This is a genomic window from Actinobacillus indolicus (genome assembly GCF_004519515.1).
Classification (GTDB): domain Bacteria; phylum Pseudomonadota; class Gammaproteobacteria; order Enterobacterales; family Pasteurellaceae; genus Glaesserella; species Glaesserella indolica_A.
Genome location: NZ_CP038145.1, coordinates 2,171,376 through 2,191,193, shown reverse-complemented (window position 1 = coordinate 2,191,193; position 19,818 = coordinate 2,171,376). Strand labels below are relative to the sequence as shown.

Genomic DNA, 19,818 nt, shown 5'->3' with positions numbered 1-19,818 from the left:
TTTTTTATTTTTAACATATAGGAACTATTGCAATGCTACGAGTAATTAAAGAAGCACTGACTTTTGATGATGTTCTTCTTGTCCCAGCGCACTCTACGGTGCTTCCAAATACCGCCAACCTTTCTACTCAACTTACCAAAGACATTCGCTTAAATATCCCAATGCTATCTGCAGCCATGGATACAGTGACAGAAACAAAACTCGCTATATCCCTTGCACAAGAAGGTGGTATCGGTTTTATCCATAAAAATATGTCTATTGAACGCCAAGCAGATCGTGTACGTAAAGTGAAAAAATTTGAAAGTGGCATTGTCTCTGAGCCTGTGACGGTTTCACCTGATATGAACTTAGGTGAACTTGCTCAATTAGTACAAAAAAATGGTTTTGCTGGCTACCCTGTTGTCGATAATGAAGGCAATCTAGTGGGTATTATCACTGCCCGTGATACCCGTTTTGTACGTGATATGACAAAACCAGTATCCGAAGTTATGACCCCAAAATCACGTTTAGTCACCATTAAAGAAGGCGCAACACGTGAAGAAATTTTAGATTTGATGCACAATCACCGTGTTGAAAAAGTGTTAATGGTAGATGACAACTTCAAATTAAAAGGCATGATTACCGTTAAGGACTATCAAAAAGCGGAACAAAAACCAAATGCCTGTAAAGATGAATTAGGTCGTTTGCGTGTAGGCGCCGCAGTAGGTGCTGGTCCAGGTAATGAAGAGCGTATTGATGCTTTAGTTCAAGCGGGTGTTGATGTGTTACTTATCGACTCTTCCCATGGTCACTCTGAAGGTGTGTTACAACGTGTGCGTGAAACCCGTGCGAAATACCCTAATTTACCGATTGTTGCGGGTAACGTGGCAACTGCCGAAGGTGCTATTGCCCTTGCAGATGCTGGGGCAAGTGCGGTTAAAATTGGTATCGGCCCAGGTTCAATTTGTACAACCCGTATTGTTACAGGCGTAGGTGTGCCACAAATTACCGCGATTGCGGACGCAGCAGCCGCATTAAAAGAGCGTGGTATCCCTGTTATTGCAGACGGTGGTATCCGTTATTCAGGCGATATTGCTAAAGCGATTGCCGCAGGTGCATCTTGTGTAATGGTGGGGTCAATGTTTGCTGGTACAGAAGAAGCCCCAGGTGAAATCGAACTCTATCAAGGCAGAGCCTTTAAATCCTATCGTGGTATGGGTTCTTTAGGTGCAATGTCAAAAGGATCGTCAGATCGCTATTTCCAATCAGATAACGCCGCAGATAAACTCGTACCTGAAGGTATTGAAGGACGAATTCCATACAAAGGCTTACTCAAAGAAATTATCCACCAACAAATGGGCGGTTTACGCTCTTGTATGGGCTTAACGGGCTGTGCAACCATTGATGAACTCCGTACTAAAGCTCAATTTGTACGTATTAGTGGTGCTGGCATTAAAGAAAGCCATGTTCATGATGTTACCATTACGAAAGAAGCGCCAAACTATCGCATGAGCTAAAAATGACACTCCCCTTATCTCTGATAAGGGGAATTCTTTGTTTAACGAGAAATCAATGAAATTAAAAAAAATCTTTTTTACAGCGATGTCAGCTGTACTTTTAACCGCTTGTAGTAGCGGTACTTTTTCGCAAGGCGATTTGAATAGTGATATTTATCAAGGTTATTGGGCAATGAGTCCCGTCGATGATATACATCGTGTTGTTAAATTTGAACCCACAGGCGAAGTTAAAATTTATGATTACACCTGTGATAACCAATATCAAAGCTACAAATTAAATAGTGCAGAAACCTATGTATTAACAACGATTAGCCCAAATCGTTTTAACGTGCTAGATGAAAATAAAAAAGCATTTTCCATTTTTGAAATTACTAAATTAACCAAAACGACGTTGCAGGCTAAACAACAATTTAATGATAAATCCATAGCACCGCTAAACTTAAATTACTTTAATATTCAAGGTGCAAAACCTATTTGTTAATGCGGTCATTTACGCTTATGTTTTCAATAATTAAACGAAAAGTTAATCAGCTATTTAGAAAAGCAATAAATCAGCAAAATAAGCAGAGATTGACCAATCACCATTTTTCAGTGATCTCAAGTAACTGTAATGGTGCTTTTATGTTGCACGATTTAGGCGAACGATTTAATTCTCCTTTTGTTAATCTTTATCTAACGCCTAAAGATTTTATTCGATACCTAAAGCGTATTGAACATTACCGACATCAGACGATAACCTTTCCAAAGGAAATACAACGGCACTATCCTGTTGGTTTACTGGATGATATTACGCTCTATTTTATGCATTATCATTCAGAACAAGAAGCTGTAAAAAAATGGCAAGAACGCACCGCTCGTCTAAATTTAGATAACCTTTTTGTTATCATGACTGACCGAGATGGTTGCTGTTACGAAGATTTAGTCGAGTTTGACCAGTTGCCTTTTAAACATAAAATTGTTTTCACCCATAAAGCTTATCCTGAGTTAAAATCCACCTTCTATATTCAGGGGTTTGAACACAAGCAACAGGTTGGTGATCTCTTTGAGTTCAGTGGCTGGAATGGCAAAAAGTATTATGACCAGTTTGATTATGTTGGGTGGTTTAATCAGCGTTAAGCATCCCCTCACGGCAAGCCGTACGGGGTTACGCATAAGTCAGCTCCGCTGGAGCTGGAAGTGACAAATAGACAAAGAGCTACGGGAGTAGCTCAATTATGCTTAACCTAGGGCGTAAGCCCTAGGAAAAGAATATTATAATTTTCATTAAAACAGAGAAACAAAATGACAAACATCCACAACCACAAAATCTTAATCCTTGACTTTGGTTCACAATATACCCAACTGATCGCACGCCGTGTGCGTGAAATTGGGGTTTACTGCGAACTTTGGGCTTGGGACGTGACGGAAGAACAGATCCGTGAATTTAACCCAACAGGGATTATTCTTTCAGGCGGTCCTGAAAGTACCACTGAAGAAAACAGTCCACGTGCACCTGAATATGTGTTTAACGCTGGCGTGCCAGTGCTTGGCATTTGCTACGGTATGCAAACTATGGCAATGCAGTTAGGCGGTTTAACTGAAACATCGGATCACCGTGAATTTGGCTATGCCTCTGTTGAGTTAAAAGCAACTGACAGCTTATTTGCAAAATTAAACGATGATCTCACCGCTTCTCAACCAAAATTAGACGTTTGGATGAGCCACGGCGACAAAGTCACTCGTTTGCCGTCAAACTTCCAAATCACAGGCGTAACCCCAACTTGCCCGATCGCAGCAATGTCGGACGAAAGTCGCCGTTTTTATGGTGTACAATTCCACCCAGAAGTGACCCATACGAAAAGTGGTTTAGAACTACTGAAAAATTTTGTGGTCGGCATTTGTGGCTGCGAAACCAAATGGACAGCGGAAAACATCATTGAAGATGCTGTAGCTCGTATTAAAGCGCAAGTCGGCGATGATGAAGTTATCTTAGGCTTATCAGGCGGTGTGGACTCATCGGTTACTGCTTTACTTTTACACCGTGCGATCGGCAAAAACTTGCACTGCGTATTCGTGGATAACGGCTTATTACGCTTAAACGAAGGCGATCAAGTGATGGAAATGTTCGGCGACAAATTCGGTTTGAACATTGTCCGTGTAAACGCTGAAGATCGCTTCTTAGATGCCCTTAAAGGCATTGATGAACCTGAAGCGAAACGCAAAACCATCGGTAAAGTCTTCGTTGATGTGTTTGATGATGAGTCGAAAAAATTGACTTCAGTGAAATGGTTAGCGCAAGGCACAATTTACCCAGATGTGATCGAATCCGCCGCCAGCAAAACAGGCAAAGCACACGTGATCAAATCACACCATAACGTAGGTGGCTTGCCAGATTATATGAAATTGGGCTTAGTTGAGCCATTGCGTGAATTGTTCAAAGATGAAGTGCGTAAAATCGGCTTGGCATTAGGCTTACCAGCAGAAATGCTCAACCGCCACCCATTCCCAGGCCCAGGCTTAGGCGTGCGTGTGTTAGGCGAAATCAAAAAAGAATACTGTGATTTAGTCCGCCGAGCTGACGCTATCTTTATGGAAGAACTACACGCCTCAGGCTGGTACTACAAAGTCAGCCAAGCCTTTACCGTATTCCTACCGGTCAAATCGGTGGGCGTAATGGGTGATGGACGTAAATATGATTGGGTTGTTTCCCTGCGTGCAGTCGAAACTATCGACTTTATGACTGCACATTGGGCACATTTACCATACGATTTACTTGGTAAAATCTCTAACCGTATTATCAATGAAGTGAATGGCATTTCCCGAGTAGTATATGATGTTAGCGGAAAGCCTCCAGCAACGATTGAGTGGGAGTAACCCGTCTATTTCTTCATCACTTAAGCCCTGTTTATCAGGGCTTTTGCCAACTAGATCACATCTTTCAACATAATCGTTTGACGACCTTGACAGAGCTTTTTATAGTACAACCGTTCTATAAACAAAAATGAATTTTGTGAGGTAGTATGTCTGTATCATTTTTCACGCGCCCACTTATTTGGGTGCTTTTTGCTTTATTGGGATTCTTGATCCTTCCTTCTAAAGCGCTCGATTATGGATTATTTGAATCCACATCCGATGAAATCTGGCAAGCGATGGGTTGGGCGAGTACCAATCTCAGCTGGGCTTGGTTTCTTCCATTACTTATCTATTTAATCCCGAATAAAGAGAACACGCGATCTCGTTCGATCTTAGAGTTGGTCGGCGTGGTTGCAATTTTTCTCTTTATCTTTATCTCGGCAATTATTGGAAAAATTAGCCTAGGCTATTCGGTGATGTGCTTAATTGTTGCCTTGGTTGCCTTAGCGACCAATGCGTTGGCAAATCTGAAAGTCATGCAAGGCGACCGCTTTATTATTGCATCGTTAATCAGCATTATTTTGTTGATTTTCTTCTTTATCGTTTATCCGACCATTGCGATTTTTATCTCGATGTTCTATGACGGTAGCGAATTTGTACCAAGTCAAGTGTTCACGATCTTGCAGCAACCGTATATTGTTCGTGTAATTACTAACTCCTTAAGCGTTGCGGGGACTGTAGGTATTTTATCTACGCTCTTTGGTTTGGCTTTTGCGTTATACACGACACGTATTGCAAAACGCACCGCATTTATCGGTAAGATTTTCTCTATTTTACCGATCGTTACCCCGCCTTTTGTGGTTGGTTTAGGGGTTACTTTAATGCTTGGGCGTTCAGGTTATGTCACGGCATTTTTAGTGGAATACCTTGGCTTTAGTAGCAACTGGCTTTATGGTTTTACAGGGATTGTTATCGCACATACATTGGCACTAACGCCAATGGCATTTATGATTTTAGAAGGGGCATTGAAATCCATTCACCCTTCTGTGGAAGAAGCAGCTTATACTTTACGCTCTAACCGCTATCAAGCTTTCTTCTATATTATCTTCCCATTACTCAAACCCGCATTGGCAAATGCTTTTTTAGTGGTAGCAATTCAATCTTTAGCCGATTTCAGTACGCCGTTAGTGTTAGGCGGTAGCTTTGATGTAATTGCAACGCAAATCTACTTCTACATTGCAGGATCGCAGTTAGATTATGCTTCTGCAAGTACACTTGGCACAATTCTACTTGTCTTCTCTTTAGCCATCTTTGTTATCCAATATCTCTGGATTGGTAACCGCTCTTACGTCACTGTTTCAGGTAAATCATACCGTGGCGATGTGCAAGACTTACCAAGCGGTATGAAATGGTTAATTATTTGCACATTAGGGTTCTGGGTTGCCTTTAACTTTGTGCTTTACGGTAGTATTTTCTACGGTAGCTTTACTGTGAACTGGGGTGTGGATTACACTTTAACACTCAATAACTACATCAGCCTATTTGGACAAGGCTTTAGTGATGGTGCGTGGCCTTCATTAATTCAAACGGTAATCTTTGCCGCAAGCGCAGCGCCGATTACGGCTTTATTTGGTCTATTGATTGCTTATGTCACAGTACGTCGTAATTTCAAAGGGAAGAAAACGCTCGAATTCTTAACCTTACTTTGCTTTGCTGTACCGGGCACAGTTGCGGGGGTTTCTTATATCTTAGCCTTCAATAATGCACCTATTTATCTGACAGGGACGGGGATTATCATCATTCTCTCTATGGTTATGCGGAATATGCCAGTCGGGATGCGTGCAGCGATTGCTGGGTTAGGGCAGCTTGACAAATCTCTAGATGAAGCATCACTTTCGCTGAAAGCAGGCTCTTTTAAAACGATCTTCTTTATCGTCTTGCCGTTATTAAAACCAGCGTTATTATCTGCACTTGTTACCAGCTTTGTACGAGCGATGACAACGGTGAGTGCGATTGTCTTCCTTGTTACCGCCGATACCCGTGTTGCGACATCCTATATCTTAAACCGTGTAGAAGATGGTGAATATGGTATCGCCATTGCCTACGGCTCAATTTTGATTGTCGTGATGATGGCAATTATCTTTATCTTTGACTGGATCGTTGGCGATACTCGCATTGCCCGTTCAAAAGCGAAAAAAATGAATTAAGGAGAGCAAAATGGAACAACAAAATGATTTCTTAGTATTGAAAAATGTCACCAAGTCCTTTGGAAAAGCGACGGTGATTGATAATCTCAACCTGTCTATCAAAAAAGGGACGATGGTGACTTTACTCGGTCCATCAGGTTGCGGTAAAACCACCGTATTACGTTTAGTCGCAGGATTAGAAAACCCAACATCAGGGCAAATTTTTATTGATGGCGAAGACGTTACTCATAACTCTATTCAACAACGTGACATTTGTATCGTATTCCAGTCCTATGCTTTGTTCCCACATATGTCTATTGGCGACAACGTAGGCTACGGTTTAAAAATGCAAGGCGTACCAAAAGCGGAGCGTGAGCAACGCATTAAAGAAGCGTTAGAATTAGTTGATTTAGCAGGGTTTGAAGATCGTTATGTCGATCAGATTTCAGGTGGTCAACAACAACGTGTCGCTCTTGCTCGTGCCTTAATTCTCAAGCCAAAAGTTTTATTATTTGATGAGCCGTTGAGTAACTTAGATGCAAACCTACGTCGCTCTATGCGTGAGAAAATCCGTGAATTACAGCAACGTTTGAATATCACATCACTGTATGTTACTCACGATCAAAGCGAAGCCTTTGCGGTGTCCGATCAGGTAATTGTGATGGATAAAGGTGTAATTCGCCAGCAAGATACGGCGAAAAATCTCTATTTACAGCCAAATTCACTGTTCCTTGCTAACTTTATGGGCGAGTCAACCATTCTTTCAGGCAAACGAAATGGCGACACCATTCATATTGGCGATTTCACCTTCACTCTTGAAAATGCAGAGCGCTTCAATGTGCCGAATGGTGATTGCTTGGTCGGTATTCGCCCTGAAGGGATTCGTCTGTTAACGGAAGGAACAGAAGCCCAACATTGTGAAATTAAACACGCAATTTACATGGGAAATCATTGGGAAGTGATCGTACAGTGGCAAGGCAAAGAGCTGATGATTAATCTCAACCCTGAAGATTACGATGAGACTCAGCAAAATTGCTATGTAGAAATTAAAAATAAAGGCGTGTTCTTACTTAATCCATAAACATACAAGCGGGTAGATTTGATAAATATTTTGCAAAATTCTCATCAAATCTACCCGCTTGTTTCCAAGTTTAAAATAACTCTTTCGCTTCTTTAACTAAACTCTCAGGTACTTGAATTCCTAGCGCTTTCGCAGTTTGTTGATTAATAGAAAGCTCCATTTTGCTCACATCGCGGGTTGCAATACTTCCCGCTTTTTCACCACGTAAAATACGCGCGGCCACTTTACCCGTTTCAGCCCCAATATCATATTGATTCACAGCATAAGCAGCTAATGCACCACGTTTTACGGTATCTCTATCTGCAGCAATCACTGGAATTTTTGCTTCTACTGCCGCTTTATGTAAGGCTTCATAAGCTGACACTACCGCATTATCTTCAGAAATATAGATCGCTTGTACTTTGCCATTTAAGCTACGTGCTGCAGTACCAATATCCGCACTACGCTGAACAGCAACAGGAACGACTTTCACATTCGCCTGTTTTGCCGCAGCTTGTAACTCCTCTAATACGATGGTTGAGTTTACCTCACCCGCACTATATACATAGCCGACTGATTTTAACTCTGGAACTAAGGTTTGAATCAATTTTAACTGTGGCTCAATCGGTTTGTGATCCGAAATCCCTGTTACATTCGTACCGCTCGGCTCCCAAGATTTCACTAATTTTGCTGCAACAGGATCGGTGACACCTGAGAACACGATTGGAATAGAACGTGTTGCAGCAACCACAGGTTGTGCGCTTGGCGTGGTAATTGGAATAATGATGTCTGCTTTGTCACCCACGAATTTACGTGCAATTTGTGCCGCAGTTGCCGTGCTTCCTTGTGCTGATTGGAAATCAATTTTAATGTTTTTGCCTTCAACAAAACCTTCGCTAGCTAATTCTTCAATAACGCCTTGTCGAATGGTATCTAATGCTGGGTGTTCTACAATAGCCGTAATCGCCACATTGCGAATACTCTCTTGTGCAATGCTATTTAATGAAAGTGCTGTAAGTGCAGTAAAAAGTAGGGTTTTGCTGAATTTCATACTCATATCCTTTTGTAAGTAAAATTGTATTTTTGTACTATTAAAATAGTACATGAATATAAATTAACGAATTCTTTATAGAAATGCAAGCAAAATTTGAAGAATAATCGTAGCTAACGATTTTCAAATGGGTTTCTCATGCAAAATAAGTTAAAATAATGCTTTTATAACACTTGAACTGTTTATTCGAGGATTTAATGAAATACGAACTAAAAAAAACAAGCGGCAACGCTCGCCGTGGTCGCTTAACCTTTTCTCGTCCAAAGGGCGAATATCACGTTGAAACCCCTGCATTTATGCCTGTGGGGACTTACGGCACGGTTAAAGGAATGACCCCTGAAGAAGTGGCGCAAACAGGTGCTCAAATTCTGCTTGGCAACACTTTCCACCTATGGTTACGCCCAGGGCAAGAGATTATGCGTCAGCACGGCGATTTACACGATTTTATGCAATGGCACGGCCCAATTCTTACGGACTCGGGCGGTTTCCAAGTCTTTAGTTTAGGTAAATTACGCAAAATCAAAGAAGAAGGCGTTTATTTCCAAAACCCAATTAGTGGTGAAAAAGTCTTTTTATCCCCAGAAAAATCTATGGAAATTCAATACGATCTCGGCTCGGATATTGTGATGATTTTCGATGAATGTACCCCATACCCAGCGACCTTTGACTATGCAAAACAGTCAATGGAAATGTCGCTACGTTGGGCAAAACGTAGTCGTGATCGCTTTGACGAACTACAAAACCCAAATGCGTTATTCGGCATTATTCAAGGGGGCGTTTATGAAGAATTGCGTAAAGTTTCCGTAGAAAAACTGGTTGAAATCGGCTTTGACGGCTATGCGGTGGGCGGTTTAGCCGTTGGCGAACCGAAAGAAGATATGCACCGCATTTTAGAATATGTTTGCCCACAAATCCCTGCGGATAAACCACGCTACTTAATGGGCGTAGGCAAACCTGAAGATCTGGTGGAAGGCGTTCGCCGTGGGATCGATATGTTCGACTGTGTAATGCCAACTCGCAACGCTCGCAACGGACACTTATTCGTCACCAATGGTATTGTCAAAATCCGTAATGCGAAATATCGCAATGACATCTCACCGCTTGATCCTGAGTGTGATTGCTACACCTGTAAAAACTACACCAAAGCCTACCTATATCACCTTGATAAATGCGGTGAAATTTTAGGGGCAAGATTAAACACCATTCACAATTTACGTTATTACCAACGTTTAATGGCAGAAATCCGCCAAGCGATTGACGAAGATCGCTTTGATGATTTTGTTGTCGAATTTTATCAACGCATCGGCAAAGAAGTACCGCCGTTACAATTAGCTAAAGAGGGTGAAAATGCTTAATTTAGAACCACAAAATTTCGTTACTTGGGATGAACCTATTGATATGCTCTATGCCTGCCATGGAAAAGTAAAAAATTTTTGTCGACAACTTCAATTACTGCCTGACTATCTCGATAAAAATGGCGTTAACCAAGCTGTTAAAAATGATGTGCAACAGATTTTGAACTACTTCAATCAATCTGCACCGTTACACCACGATGACGAAGAAAAAGACTTCTTCCCAGCATTGATTAAGCAACATCCAGAAGCGCAAACAGAAGTGGATTTACTTGAAGCACAGCATATTGAATTACATCGTAATTGGGACGAACTTTCCACCCAATTAGTTGCCTTACTCCATGGAGAAATTCAACAAATTGACCGCGAGTTAATCAAGCGTTTTGTGGCTGGTTATGATCAACATATTGCGATTGAAGAACCGCTTTTTGAATTAGGGCGAGAGCATCTAAGCCAAGAAGAACTCAACTCAATCGGGAAAATTATGGCTGATCGCCGCCGAGTTTAATGGTGAATTATTCTCTTGATCTCACCGCTTACCGTTGCCCTCTCCCACTATTTATGGCAAAGAGGGCAATAAAATTGTTAAGTGTTGATGAACAATTATGTATCCACTTACATCAAGATGCCATCCTACAAGATTTTGTTTATTTATGTGAGAAACATTCTTGTCAAATAGAAACACTAAAGCACAATTCAGATAACTCAATCATATTAATTACAAAAAAATAAGCTAATCATCAATGATTAGCTTATTCTTCAAAATGATCAGATATTCATGATTAAATATCTAAGTTTGCATACAACGCATTATTTTCAATAAACTCTCGACGCGGTTCGACTTCGTCTCCCATTAGGGTTGTAAAGAGCTTATCTGCAGCAATCGCATCGGTAATGGTGACTTGTAACATTTTACGCGCAACAGGATCCATCGTTGTTTCCCAAAGTTGTTCTGGGTTCATCTCACCTAATCCTTTATAACGTTGAATCGTTAAACCTTTACGAGATTCTTTAACTAACCAATCAATCGCTTCTGCTACATTTTCGATCTGCTGTTGACGCTCACCACGCTGAACATAAGCTGTCGGCTCAAGTAAATCGCTAACCTGCGCACCTAACTTCGTAATACGCGCATATTCATTACTCGTAATAAAGTTAAAATCTAAACGGTAGGTTGTACTGATGCCGTGTGTAGTGACTGTCACTTGTGGCTCATAAATATGGCGTTCTGCATTGTAGAATACTTCTGCTACGTAGGTACTGCCACTGCTCTCTTTTGCTGTTAAAATTTCAACAATTTTATGATTCCAAGCGGTCACTTCCGCTTCATTTTTTACAAATTCTGCGGTTAATGCTGGCTGGTAAATCAATTCATTGAGTAATGAAACAGGATAACGACGCGCTAAACGCTCAAATAATTTCTGTACATCATTATATTCAGCAATTAATTTTTCAAGGGCTAAACCACTTAGCGCAGGGGCTTTATCACTCACATAAAGCGATGCACCGTCTAAGGCTAACGCTAATTCATACTGCTCCATTTCCGCGTTATCTTGGATATATTTTTCTTGCTTACCTTTTTTCACTTTATAGAGTGGTGGTTGCGCAATATAAACATAGCCACGTTCGATCAATTCTGGCATTTGACGATAGAAGAAAGTCAAAAGCAAGGTACGGATGTGTGCACCATCAACGTCCGCATCGGTCATGATGATGATTTTGTGATAACGTAATTTCTCAATGTTGTATTCGTCACGTCCGATACCCGCACCCAATGCAGTAATTAAGGTTGCGACTTCTTGTGAAGAGAGCATTTTATCAAAACGAGCTTTTTCTACGTTTAGGATTTTTCCTTTTAACGGTAAAATCGCTTGGTTTTTACGATCACGCCCTGATTTTGCTGAACCGCCCGCAGAGTCCCCTTCCACTAAGTAAAGTTCAGATAACGCAGGATCTTTTTCTTGGCAGTCTGCCAATTTACCTGGTAATCCGCCTAAATCTAATGCACCTTTACGGCGTGTCATTTCACGAGCTTTACGTGCCGCTTCACGAGCACGAGCTGCATCAATAATTTTCGTTACAATATTTTGAGCATCATTTGGATTTTCTAATAAGTATTCCTGCAATGCTTCATTCATTGAACTTTCTAATGGATTTCTCACTTCCGAAGAAACCAATTTATCTTTTGTTTGAGAAGAGAATTTTGGATCAGGCACTTTCACTGAAATAACCGCAACCAAACCTTCACGGGCATCATCACCCGATGCATCAATTTTGGCATCTTCTTTTTTCAGTTTTGCCCCAGTCTCCATATAGTTTTTCAAGGCACGGGTTAATGCACCACGGAAACCTGCTAAGTGCGTACCGCCATCACGTTGTGGAATGTTATTGGTAAAGCAGTAAACATTTTCATTAAAGCTATCGTTCCACTGCATTGACACTTCAATACCAATGCCATCTTTTTCCGTTGAAAGATAGAATGGCGTTGGATGAATCACATTTTTACCTTCATTCAAATATTCCACATAAGCACGGATACCGCCTTCATATTTGAAATGTTCTTCTTTGCCATTACGCTCATCGACTAAACGAATAGAAACCCCTGAATTTAAGAAAGAAAGTTCACGTAAGCGTTTAGAGAGAATGGCATATTCAAATTCCGTTTTATTTTTGAAAATATCGTAACTTGGCCAGAAACGAACGGTCGTCCCTGTTTTTTCTGTTTCGCCAATGACCGCTAAAGGCGCATCAGGATCACCTAAACTATAAAATTGTTCGTGCACGTGACCTTCACGGCGAATCGTTAGCTGTAACTTAGAAGAGAGTGCATTTACGACCGACACCCCTACCCCGTGCAGACCGCCTGACACTTTGTAAGAATTATCGTCAAACTTACCGCCTGCGTGTAATACCGTCATAATGACTTCTGCGGCAGAAACCCCTTCTTCTGGGTGAATACCGACAGGAATACCACGACCATCATCTTGAACCGACACGGAATTATCTGAATGAATTGTCACGACAATGTCACTACAATAACCTGCTAAGGCTTCATCAATCGCATTATCCACCACTTCAAAAACCATGTGGTGTAAGCCTGTACCATCATCAGTATCACCGATATACATCCCTGGACGTTTACGTACCGCATCAAGACCACGTAAGACTTTAATGCTGGAAGAATCATAGCTTGCTGGTTGCTTTTGTTCTTGTTCTGACATTGTTATTCCTATTTCATTTATATTAACCACGGCTACAAAATAGACCGTAAAAATTAGGCAAGATTATATCAGAAAAAGGGATTTTAGGAAAAAGGAATATTACGTTGATTTTTACCCCAAAAGTATTGATTTAGGAGTACAATAGTGACTTTTAAATTAGACTTAAACTGCTATGTCAAAAGATACCTTATTCTCCGCACCGATTGAAAAACTAGGCGATTTCACCTTCGATGAATCTGTCGCTGAAGTATTCCCCGACATGATCCAACGTTCTGTCCCAGGTTATTCCAACATCATTACTGCGATTGGAATGCTTGCATCACGTTTTGTAACACATCATTCAAATGTCTATGACTTGGGCTGTTCTCGTGGCGCAGGGATCTTGTCGATCCGCCGAAATATCGATAAATCAGGGGTACAGATTATCGGTGTTGATAACTCTGAGCCGATGGTTGAACGTTGTCGTCGTCACTTAGATGCCTATCATTCTGATATTCCTGTGGATATTTTATGTGACGATATTCGCCAAATCGACATCCACAATGCATCTATGGTGGTGTTAAACTTCACATTACAATTTTTACCACGAGAAGATCGCCTCGCCTTGCTCAGTAAAATTTATCAGGGGTTGAATCCTAACGGAATTTTGGTGCTTTCTGAAAAATTTACCTTTGAAAATCAGACGATGAACGAATTGCTGATCGACCTACATCATACCTTCAAACGTGCAAATGGCTACAGCGAGCTAGAAGTCAGCCAGAAACGGACGGCGCTTGAAAATGTGATGCTAACAGACAGTATTGAAACGCATAAAGAACGCTTAACACAAGCAGGTTTTTCTCAAATTGAGCTTTGGTTTCAATGCTTTAACTTTGGTTCAATGATTGCAATCAAATAACACAAGCGGTGAGATTTCAGGCAAAATTTGCAAAAATTTGCGTAAATCTCACCGCTTGATTAGGCTTTTATGCTATATTCCACCCAATTTTATTATTCATATAGACTATTATGGCAAGCAAATCTAAATATCAAGACAAACAACTCGACGCACTTTTAAATGATTTAATTATCACACTTGAAAAACACAAAGCGCCTGTGGATCTGTCCTTAATGGCATTAGGCAATATGGTCACCAACATTTTGGTCACTAACGTACAAAATCCACAACAACGTGAAGTGTTGGCAGATGCCTTTAGTTCTGCATTAAAAAATTCTTTGATGTCTGCTAAATAACTATGTTGAGTTCACTACGCCACTTACTCCCTGAAAATTCTCGCCAATACCGAGAAGAAGTTTCCCAACGTATCAGCTGGGGACATTGGTTTGCACTTTTTAATATTGTTGTGGCGTTATTGATCTCTTCTCGTTATGCCTTTAATTCCGACTGGCCAAATACCCTTTTTGGAAAACTCTATTTCTTTATTAGTTTGTTTGGGCATTTCAGCTTTGTCGTTTTTGCCCTTTACTTACTACTACTCTTCCCACTCAGCTTTATTATCAAAAATAACAGAGCCTTCCGAAGTATTTCTGTGATTTTTGCCACAGCGGGCATGACGGTATTATTGCTTGATACGGAAGTCTTTAAACGATTTTATCTCCACCTTTCCCCTTTAGTGTGGGATCTGCTCGTCAATCCTAATGATGACGGAGAATTAACACGTCAATGGCAACTTCTTTTTGTGCCTATGCCATTGATTTTATTATTAGAAATGCTCTATTCCCGTTGGTGTTGGAATAAATTACGGAGTTTTAATCGTCAGAAATGGGGCAAATATGTTGCGATGCTCTTTTTGAGCTGTTTTACTGCAACACATTTGCTTTACGCCTGGGCTGATATGTCACTTTATCGCCCAATTACCGCCCAGAAAGCAAATTATCCCTTAGCCTACCCAATGACTGCTCGTAGTTTTCTTGAAAAACACGGGCTGATTGATCGTGCTGAATTAGAACAACAAATCGAAGAAACAGGTCGGTTAGATACCTTCTATCTTAACTATCCGAAAAAAGCTGTTCAATTTACTGAACCGCAATATAAACCTAATGTGCTGTTGATTAATCTGTCTGGTCTAAAAAATCAGGCGATTGTTGAAGAGACGATGCCTGCGCTTTATCAGGTTAGCCAACAAAGCCGCCGATTCTCTCAACATTACAGCAGTGGCGACACACAAAGTAGTAGCATTGTTGGGTTATTTTATGGGTTAAGTGGGCGTTATTTAGATGCCATTTTGAATGAAAAAGCACGATCTGTATTGATTTCACGTTTACAACAGCTTCACTATCAATTTGGATTGTTTTCCTATAATGGCTTTGCAGAACCCCTTTATCATCGAGCCTTATTTGCCGATTTTAAATTACCAAAATCGAAAGGAAATTTAGATGCGATTGCCCAATGGAAAAAATGGTTAACTCAGCGAAAAGATCAAGCATTTTTCAGCTATTTAGAGCTCAATCTACCGCAAGGGGTAGATTACACACAGCAAACCAAAATCCTAGATTGGCAATTTGCAGATGTATGGCAAGCCTTAGAGCAACAAGGGTTAACTAAAAGTACGCTTATCATTATTACCGCAGATATTGCAGAACAAGCGGTCAGTTCAACCCAATCTTTTGCAAAAGAGCGGACGCAAGTGCCTATGTTGATGTACTGGCAAGGGGATAAAAGTCTTTATACTGGCTTATCTAGCCATTTAGATATGGTACCAACGCTACTCAATCAATTTTTTGGTGCAACATCTTCTGTCAATGACTATGCACAAGGCATTAACTTAGCCACGGAAAATGATCGCAAATGGCTATTAGCATCTAACTATCAATGGAATGTTGCCATTATGCCAGACGGCGAACAATATCACGTCAACCGTAAAGGTGATTTTGAACATTACAATGTGCAAGGCGAAAAACAGACGAGCCGTCCGCCTTTAGCGCTCTTTTTACAGCTCATTCAACAAAGCAATCAGTTTGTTGAAAAATAGATAGAGATGGAAAAACCTAATCTAGTCAGCTAAATGTCATACTAGATTAGGTTTTCTTTTTGAATTAAGATGGTGTAATCAGGCGATTTAAAGGATTTCTATATTTATGTCTATCTTACATTCATTTTTATCATTTCTCCGCCAATCAATGAAAAGCCATCCGATTGAATTACTCTTGATCCTTATATTTGGTATTTTGCTGATTGCTATTCCCACTGAAGACTTATTTTATACGGATAACCATATAGGGGGAATTTTTCTCTTCTTCCCACTCTTCTTTAGCTTAACCTATTTATTACGCCCAACCCGATTTTACTGGTTTAGCCTGTTGTATATCGTTATCACATTGGGATTAATGACGTTTTTTTGGGGATTTCACCTTGAAACTTATTTAACAAGTCCAGCTTATTGGGGCGTGCTATTCATTCATTTAATCCTACTGCTTATTAAAGATTTCCGATTTAATAATCGCCAAATGATATATAGCATTCTGATGACTTCGGCACATCTGGCAATTTCATTTGCATTAGCAGGTATCATTATTTTCATGATACAAATCTTGTTAGCCAGTATTTCCTATCTGCTACTTAGCCCTGAAACTAGCATTTATTATATTGAAGAGCCTATTTATGTCGCCATATTTTTGATTTTTACTTCGCTCTTTTTTATCTTTTTTGAAGATCGTGAAGTACAAAATAACCCTGAACGAGAAGGACGGCTACTGCTTGCAGGTGAAGTCCTGATTAATTTTATCCTTTCGCCTGTTGTTATCCTTTATACCATTATTGTCTATCTTTACATTGCTAAAATAGTCGCTCTTTTTGAACTGCCTAAAGGCGAATTGAGTTTTATTGTTTTAGGGGCTGTAGTAGATTAGCACTTATGCTATACTACAAACATGAAGATAACTCGTTGTAAATTAAGTAAAAAAGTTCAAATAAAACTGCTTGAATTTTTTGTTGCACAAGTTACTGCTAGAACAGCAAGTGATTTGCTTGGCATTCAGCACAATTCAGCAGCTTTATTTTACCGCAAAATCAGACTTGTGATAGAATATAATCTCAACCTTGAAGCTCACACTTTGTTTGATGGCGAAGTAGAGCTTGATGAAAGCTACTTCGGTGGCATTCGCAAAGGCAAGCGAGGTCGTGGAGCTGGTGGCAAAACAGCTGTATTTGGTCTTTTGAAGCGTAATGGCAAGGTTTATACTGTTGTTGTAAAAGATACCAAGCAAAGTACCTTAATGCCTATCATCTCAAGCAAAATCAAGCCAGATAGCATCGTTTACACAGATGGTTACAGAAGCTATAATGCTCTTGATGTGAGTGAGTTTAAACACTTTCGCATCAATCATTCCAAAGAGTTTGTCAAAGATCACAACCACATCAATGGCATTGAAAATTTCTGGTCTCAAGCCAAACGAGTACTTAGAAAATACAATGGCATTGACAAGAAAAACTTCCATCTTTTTATCAAAGAATGTGAGTTTAGATTTAACTACAGCACACCATCTAATCAGCTTAAAATATTGAGAAAATGGTGTGGGATTTAGACCTTATCTACTACAGCCCCTTGTTTTATCTTATCTCTCGTTAGGAATCTTCTGTATTGCGTTACGCCACCTATTAGAAAAGCCGAGATGGACATTCTTCTATCGCTATTTTAACTATTTTGCCTTAATACCCTTGGGTTTAGTGTGGGTAGGTATCTTTGAGCGAATTCAACAATATGGCTTCACAGAAGCTCGTGTTTATTTAGTGGCGATTGCGACTTTAATCTCACTCTTTGTGCTCTGCTCTTTTAGCCAACGCCTATTGCAATACCGATTATTCAGTGTATTAACCATTGCGATGATTGCTATTGTCACCATCATTCTATCACCTGAAAAAATTGAACAACATAGCCAATATGCTCGTTTTGTAAAAATCACAACCGAATTAGGTTTGCTCGATGAAAATCAGAAAATCAATGTGGAGCGCCTTAATCAGCCATTCTCTAAAGAATCTGATCAAAAAAATCTAAGAGAACTTTATAGTTTATTAACTTTATCTGATGTCAAAAACAATCCTGAATTTGTTGAGCTTTATGGTGAAGAAACATTATCTAAACTTGCAAGTATGTCTGGAAATTCCGATTATCTTGAAGCAGAACAGCAAACACAGGGCTATTATTATCTTTATCGCAATGATGATCTCTATGCTACTCCTCCTATTGATGTTCGCCCATATAAAACGTTCACACAACTACGCGGATTTATGGAATATCAATCTGAAAAGGACTCGAATAATGAACAAAATCTGTGTAGTGACAATCGTAAATTAGTACTTATGAATCAAGCTTCATCAACGAGCAATATCGTAGTTGAAGAACGTTATTTTAAACAACAGATGACCGAGTTAGGTATTGATATCACTCGTCCATTAACCAATGAACAAGTAGATAAAATTCGTCAAGAACGAGATAGATTCCTTAATGTACCCACAACAAATGGCGGACTACTATTATTAAATACGGTAGGATTTCAATATGGGGAAAATTCGACTTGTCGTGGATATACGCTCTATCAGGGAGATGTGATGGGTTATTTTGAACCTAACAATGAAAAGAAATAACCAATGCCTATAAGTAAAAATCCACCTTTTGAAGTGCATATCACACATTGAAAGGTGGATTTTTAAAAAATACAACTACTCTACTTGAAATAAGAAAGGATTAATCGCACTACGTGCTAAGCCTTTTTGTTCCATTTCAGCATCAAGGAATAGCGTACCTAAATCATCTGCAATCGGTTCAACGTGTGGATCTTTATCTTGGTACATCACTTTAAGATAGCTTTCACAGTCACCACAGCTTTCTGCTTTTACTGCAGCATCCATGCTATCTAAGCTCCAATAATCTAATTTACCTGTTTGCTCACAGTTACTGCATTTCGCTCGCACCATATTCCATTCACTTTCACATAATGAACAGTGTAAATAGCGTAAGCCTTGTGCTTCACCAAAGTGAATTACACTTGCAATAGGCGCTGAATTACATACAGGGCAAGTGTGACGCTCTTCACCTTCCGCTCGGGTATTACGTGGTAATTGCTGAGTTAATTGTACCCAGTAAAGCGATAAAACAGCCCAAAGGAATACGGCTTTATCCGCTCCCACTTCTTCATAACGTTCATTGAGCAGATGATCTGCAAGGGTTTCTAACTCTGAACTAGACGCTTTTTCTAACCACTCTAATGTCGCTAAAACAGTATCTGAAGCATAAGGCTTAAATTTTTCAATAAAGGCTAACAGCAATTTTTGCCATTCATCTGAACGTTTAAAATGTTTAGCATCTAAAGGCTTAATACCTTGATTAGCTTCTAAGTAAGCGGTCAGTTCCTTCGACATATTTGCAATTGGCTGATTTTGAAGAAGATCAAGCTGAACTTCCACAATATTTGCCACAAATTCGAGATAATCGCCAAATGGATTGTTTTCAGCTAATTGGCGTAAACGTTTTGCTCGACGAGCATATAAATTTTTAGGGTTAGCATATAACAAATCAGGATGCTGAAATGAACTTGCCACTTTTTGAATTTCATCTTGTGGGAGAATTCGGATACTCATAATAGTTCTCTTTAATCGTGAATAAATTAGTGAGAATTTTACC

Annotated in this window: 18 protein-coding genes; 15 read left to right on the top strand and 3 right to left on the bottom strand. The window is 40.0% G+C overall.

Annotation, left to right across the window (positions count from 1 at the left end):
* Positions 1-32: 32 nt before the first annotated feature.
* The 6 genes from guaB (at position 33) to fbpC (ending at position 7,595) form a co-directional block, all read left to right on the top strand.
* Complete coding sequence (guaB, locus tag EXH44_RS10725) at positions 33-1,496, top strand: IMP dehydrogenase (RefSeq protein WP_162857465.1); 1,464 nt, start codon at positions 33-35, stop codon at positions 1,494-1,496.
* 55 nt (positions 1,497-1,551) lie between these two features.
* Positions 1,552-1,977, top strand: a complete 426-nt coding sequence (locus EXH44_RS10720) for a hypothetical protein (RefSeq protein WP_162857464.1) — start codon at positions 1,552-1,554, stop codon at positions 1,975-1,977.
* Positions 1,978-1,994: 17 nt separating this feature from the next.
* Positions 1,995-2,612: a DUF1919 domain-containing protein gene (locus EXH44_RS10715; protein ID WP_162857463.1), complete on the top strand. Its 618-nt coding sequence runs from the start codon at positions 1,995-1,997 to the stop codon at positions 2,610-2,612.
* Between the two features lie 165 nt (positions 2,613-2,777).
* Complete coding sequence (gene guaA, locus EXH44_RS10710) at positions 2,778-4,349, top strand: glutamine-hydrolyzing GMP synthase (RefSeq protein ID WP_162857462.1); 1,572 nt, start codon at positions 2,778-2,780, stop codon at positions 4,347-4,349.
* Between the two features lie 146 nt (positions 4,350-4,495).
* On the top strand, positions 4,496-6,535 hold the full coding sequence (locus tag EXH44_RS10705) for an ABC transporter permease (RefSeq protein WP_162857461.1): 2,040 nt from the start codon (positions 4,496-4,498) through the stop codon (positions 6,533-6,535).
* Between the two features lie 10 nt (positions 6,536-6,545).
* Positions 6,546-7,595 carry a ferric ABC transporter ATP-binding protein gene (gene fbpC, locus EXH44_RS10700; protein WP_162857460.1) on the top strand — a complete coding sequence of 350 codons (1,050 nt, stop codon included), beginning with the start codon at positions 6,546-6,548 and terminating at the stop codon, positions 7,593-7,595.
* A 70-nt stretch (positions 7,596-7,665) separates the two neighbouring features.
* Here fbpC and EXH44_RS10695 read toward each other — a convergent pair whose 3' ends face one another.
* Positions 7,666-8,625, bottom strand: coding sequence for an ABC transporter substrate-binding protein (locus EXH44_RS10695; RefSeq protein ID WP_162857459.1), 960 nt, complete (start codon positions 8,623-8,625; stop codon positions 7,666-7,668).
* Positions 8,626-8,822: 197 nt separating this feature from the next.
* On the opposite strand from EXH44_RS10695, the gene tgt reads away from it, so the two are divergent.
* From tgt to EXH44_RS10680, 3 genes are read left to right on the top strand one after another with little or no spacing between them, the layout of a single operon-like run.
* Positions 8,823-9,980: a tRNA guanosine(34) transglycosylase Tgt gene (tgt, locus tag EXH44_RS10690; protein WP_162857458.1), complete on the top strand. Its 1,158-nt coding sequence runs from the start codon at positions 8,823-8,825 to the stop codon at positions 9,978-9,980.
* Positions 9,973-10,485: a hemerythrin domain-containing protein gene (locus EXH44_RS10685; RefSeq protein WP_162857457.1), complete on the top strand. Its 513-nt coding sequence runs from the start codon at positions 9,973-9,975 to the stop codon at positions 10,483-10,485. Before tgt ends, EXH44_RS10685 begins: the two co-directional genes overlap by 8 nt.
* A complete protein-coding gene (locus tag EXH44_RS10680) occupies positions 10,485-10,709 on the top strand; it encodes a sulfurtransferase TusA family protein (RefSeq protein WP_162857456.1) in 225 nt (74 codons plus the stop codon). Before EXH44_RS10685 ends, EXH44_RS10680 begins: the two co-directional genes overlap by 1 nt.
* A gap of 50 nt (positions 10,710-10,759) precedes the next feature.
* Here EXH44_RS10680 and gyrB read toward each other — a convergent pair whose 3' ends face one another.
* Positions 10,760-13,198, bottom strand: coding sequence for a DNA topoisomerase (ATP-hydrolyzing) subunit B (gene gyrB, locus EXH44_RS10675; RefSeq protein WP_162857455.1), 2,439 nt, complete (start codon positions 13,196-13,198; stop codon positions 10,760-10,762).
* A 172-nt stretch (positions 13,199-13,370) separates the two neighbouring features.
* Here gyrB and cmoA point away from each other — a divergent pair, with 172 nt between their 5' ends.
* The 6 genes from cmoA to EXH44_RS10645 all read left to right on the top strand — a co-directional run bounded on the left by cmoA (position 13,371) and on the right by EXH44_RS10645 (position 18,782).
* Positions 13,371-14,096: a carboxy-S-adenosyl-L-methionine synthase CmoA gene (cmoA, locus tag EXH44_RS10670; RefSeq protein ID WP_162857454.1), complete on the top strand. Its 726-nt coding sequence runs from the start codon at positions 13,371-13,373 to the stop codon at positions 14,094-14,096.
* Positions 14,097-14,206: 110 nt separating this feature from the next.
* Positions 14,207-14,431, top strand: a complete 225-nt coding sequence (locus tag EXH44_RS10665) for a YejL family protein (protein ID WP_135675355.1) — start codon at positions 14,207-14,209, stop codon at positions 14,429-14,431.
* A 2-nt stretch (positions 14,432-14,433) separates the two neighbouring features.
* Complete coding sequence (locus EXH44_RS10660) at positions 14,434-16,170, top strand: DUF3413 domain-containing protein (RefSeq protein ID WP_162857453.1); 1,737 nt, start codon at positions 14,434-14,436, stop codon at positions 16,168-16,170.
* Positions 16,171-16,276: 106 nt separating this feature from the next.
* Positions 16,277-17,047 carry a DUF4153 domain-containing protein gene (locus EXH44_RS10655; RefSeq protein WP_162857452.1) on the top strand — a complete coding sequence of 257 codons (771 nt, stop codon included), beginning with the start codon at positions 16,277-16,279 and terminating at the stop codon, positions 17,045-17,047.
* A gap of 21 nt (positions 17,048-17,068) precedes the next feature.
* Positions 17,069-17,722 (top strand): IS1595 family transposase, encoded by a 654-nt coding sequence (locus EXH44_RS10650; RefSeq protein ID WP_162856388.1) that lies wholly within the window; start codon positions 17,069-17,071, stop codon positions 17,720-17,722.
* Complete coding sequence (locus tag EXH44_RS10645) at positions 17,712-18,782, top strand: DUF4153 domain-containing protein (RefSeq protein WP_162857451.1); 1,071 nt, start codon at positions 17,712-17,714, stop codon at positions 18,780-18,782. The genes EXH44_RS10650 and EXH44_RS10645 overlap by 11 nt, the downstream gene beginning before the upstream one ends.
* 75 nt (positions 18,783-18,857) lie before the next feature.
* Here the strand turns inward: EXH44_RS10645 and fdhE are convergent, their stop codons facing one another.
* Positions 18,858-19,775: a formate dehydrogenase accessory protein FdhE gene (fdhE, locus tag EXH44_RS10640; RefSeq protein WP_162857450.1), complete on the bottom strand. Its 918-nt coding sequence runs from the start codon at positions 19,773-19,775 to the stop codon at positions 18,858-18,860.
* Between the last annotated feature and the right edge of the window lie 43 nt (positions 19,776-19,818).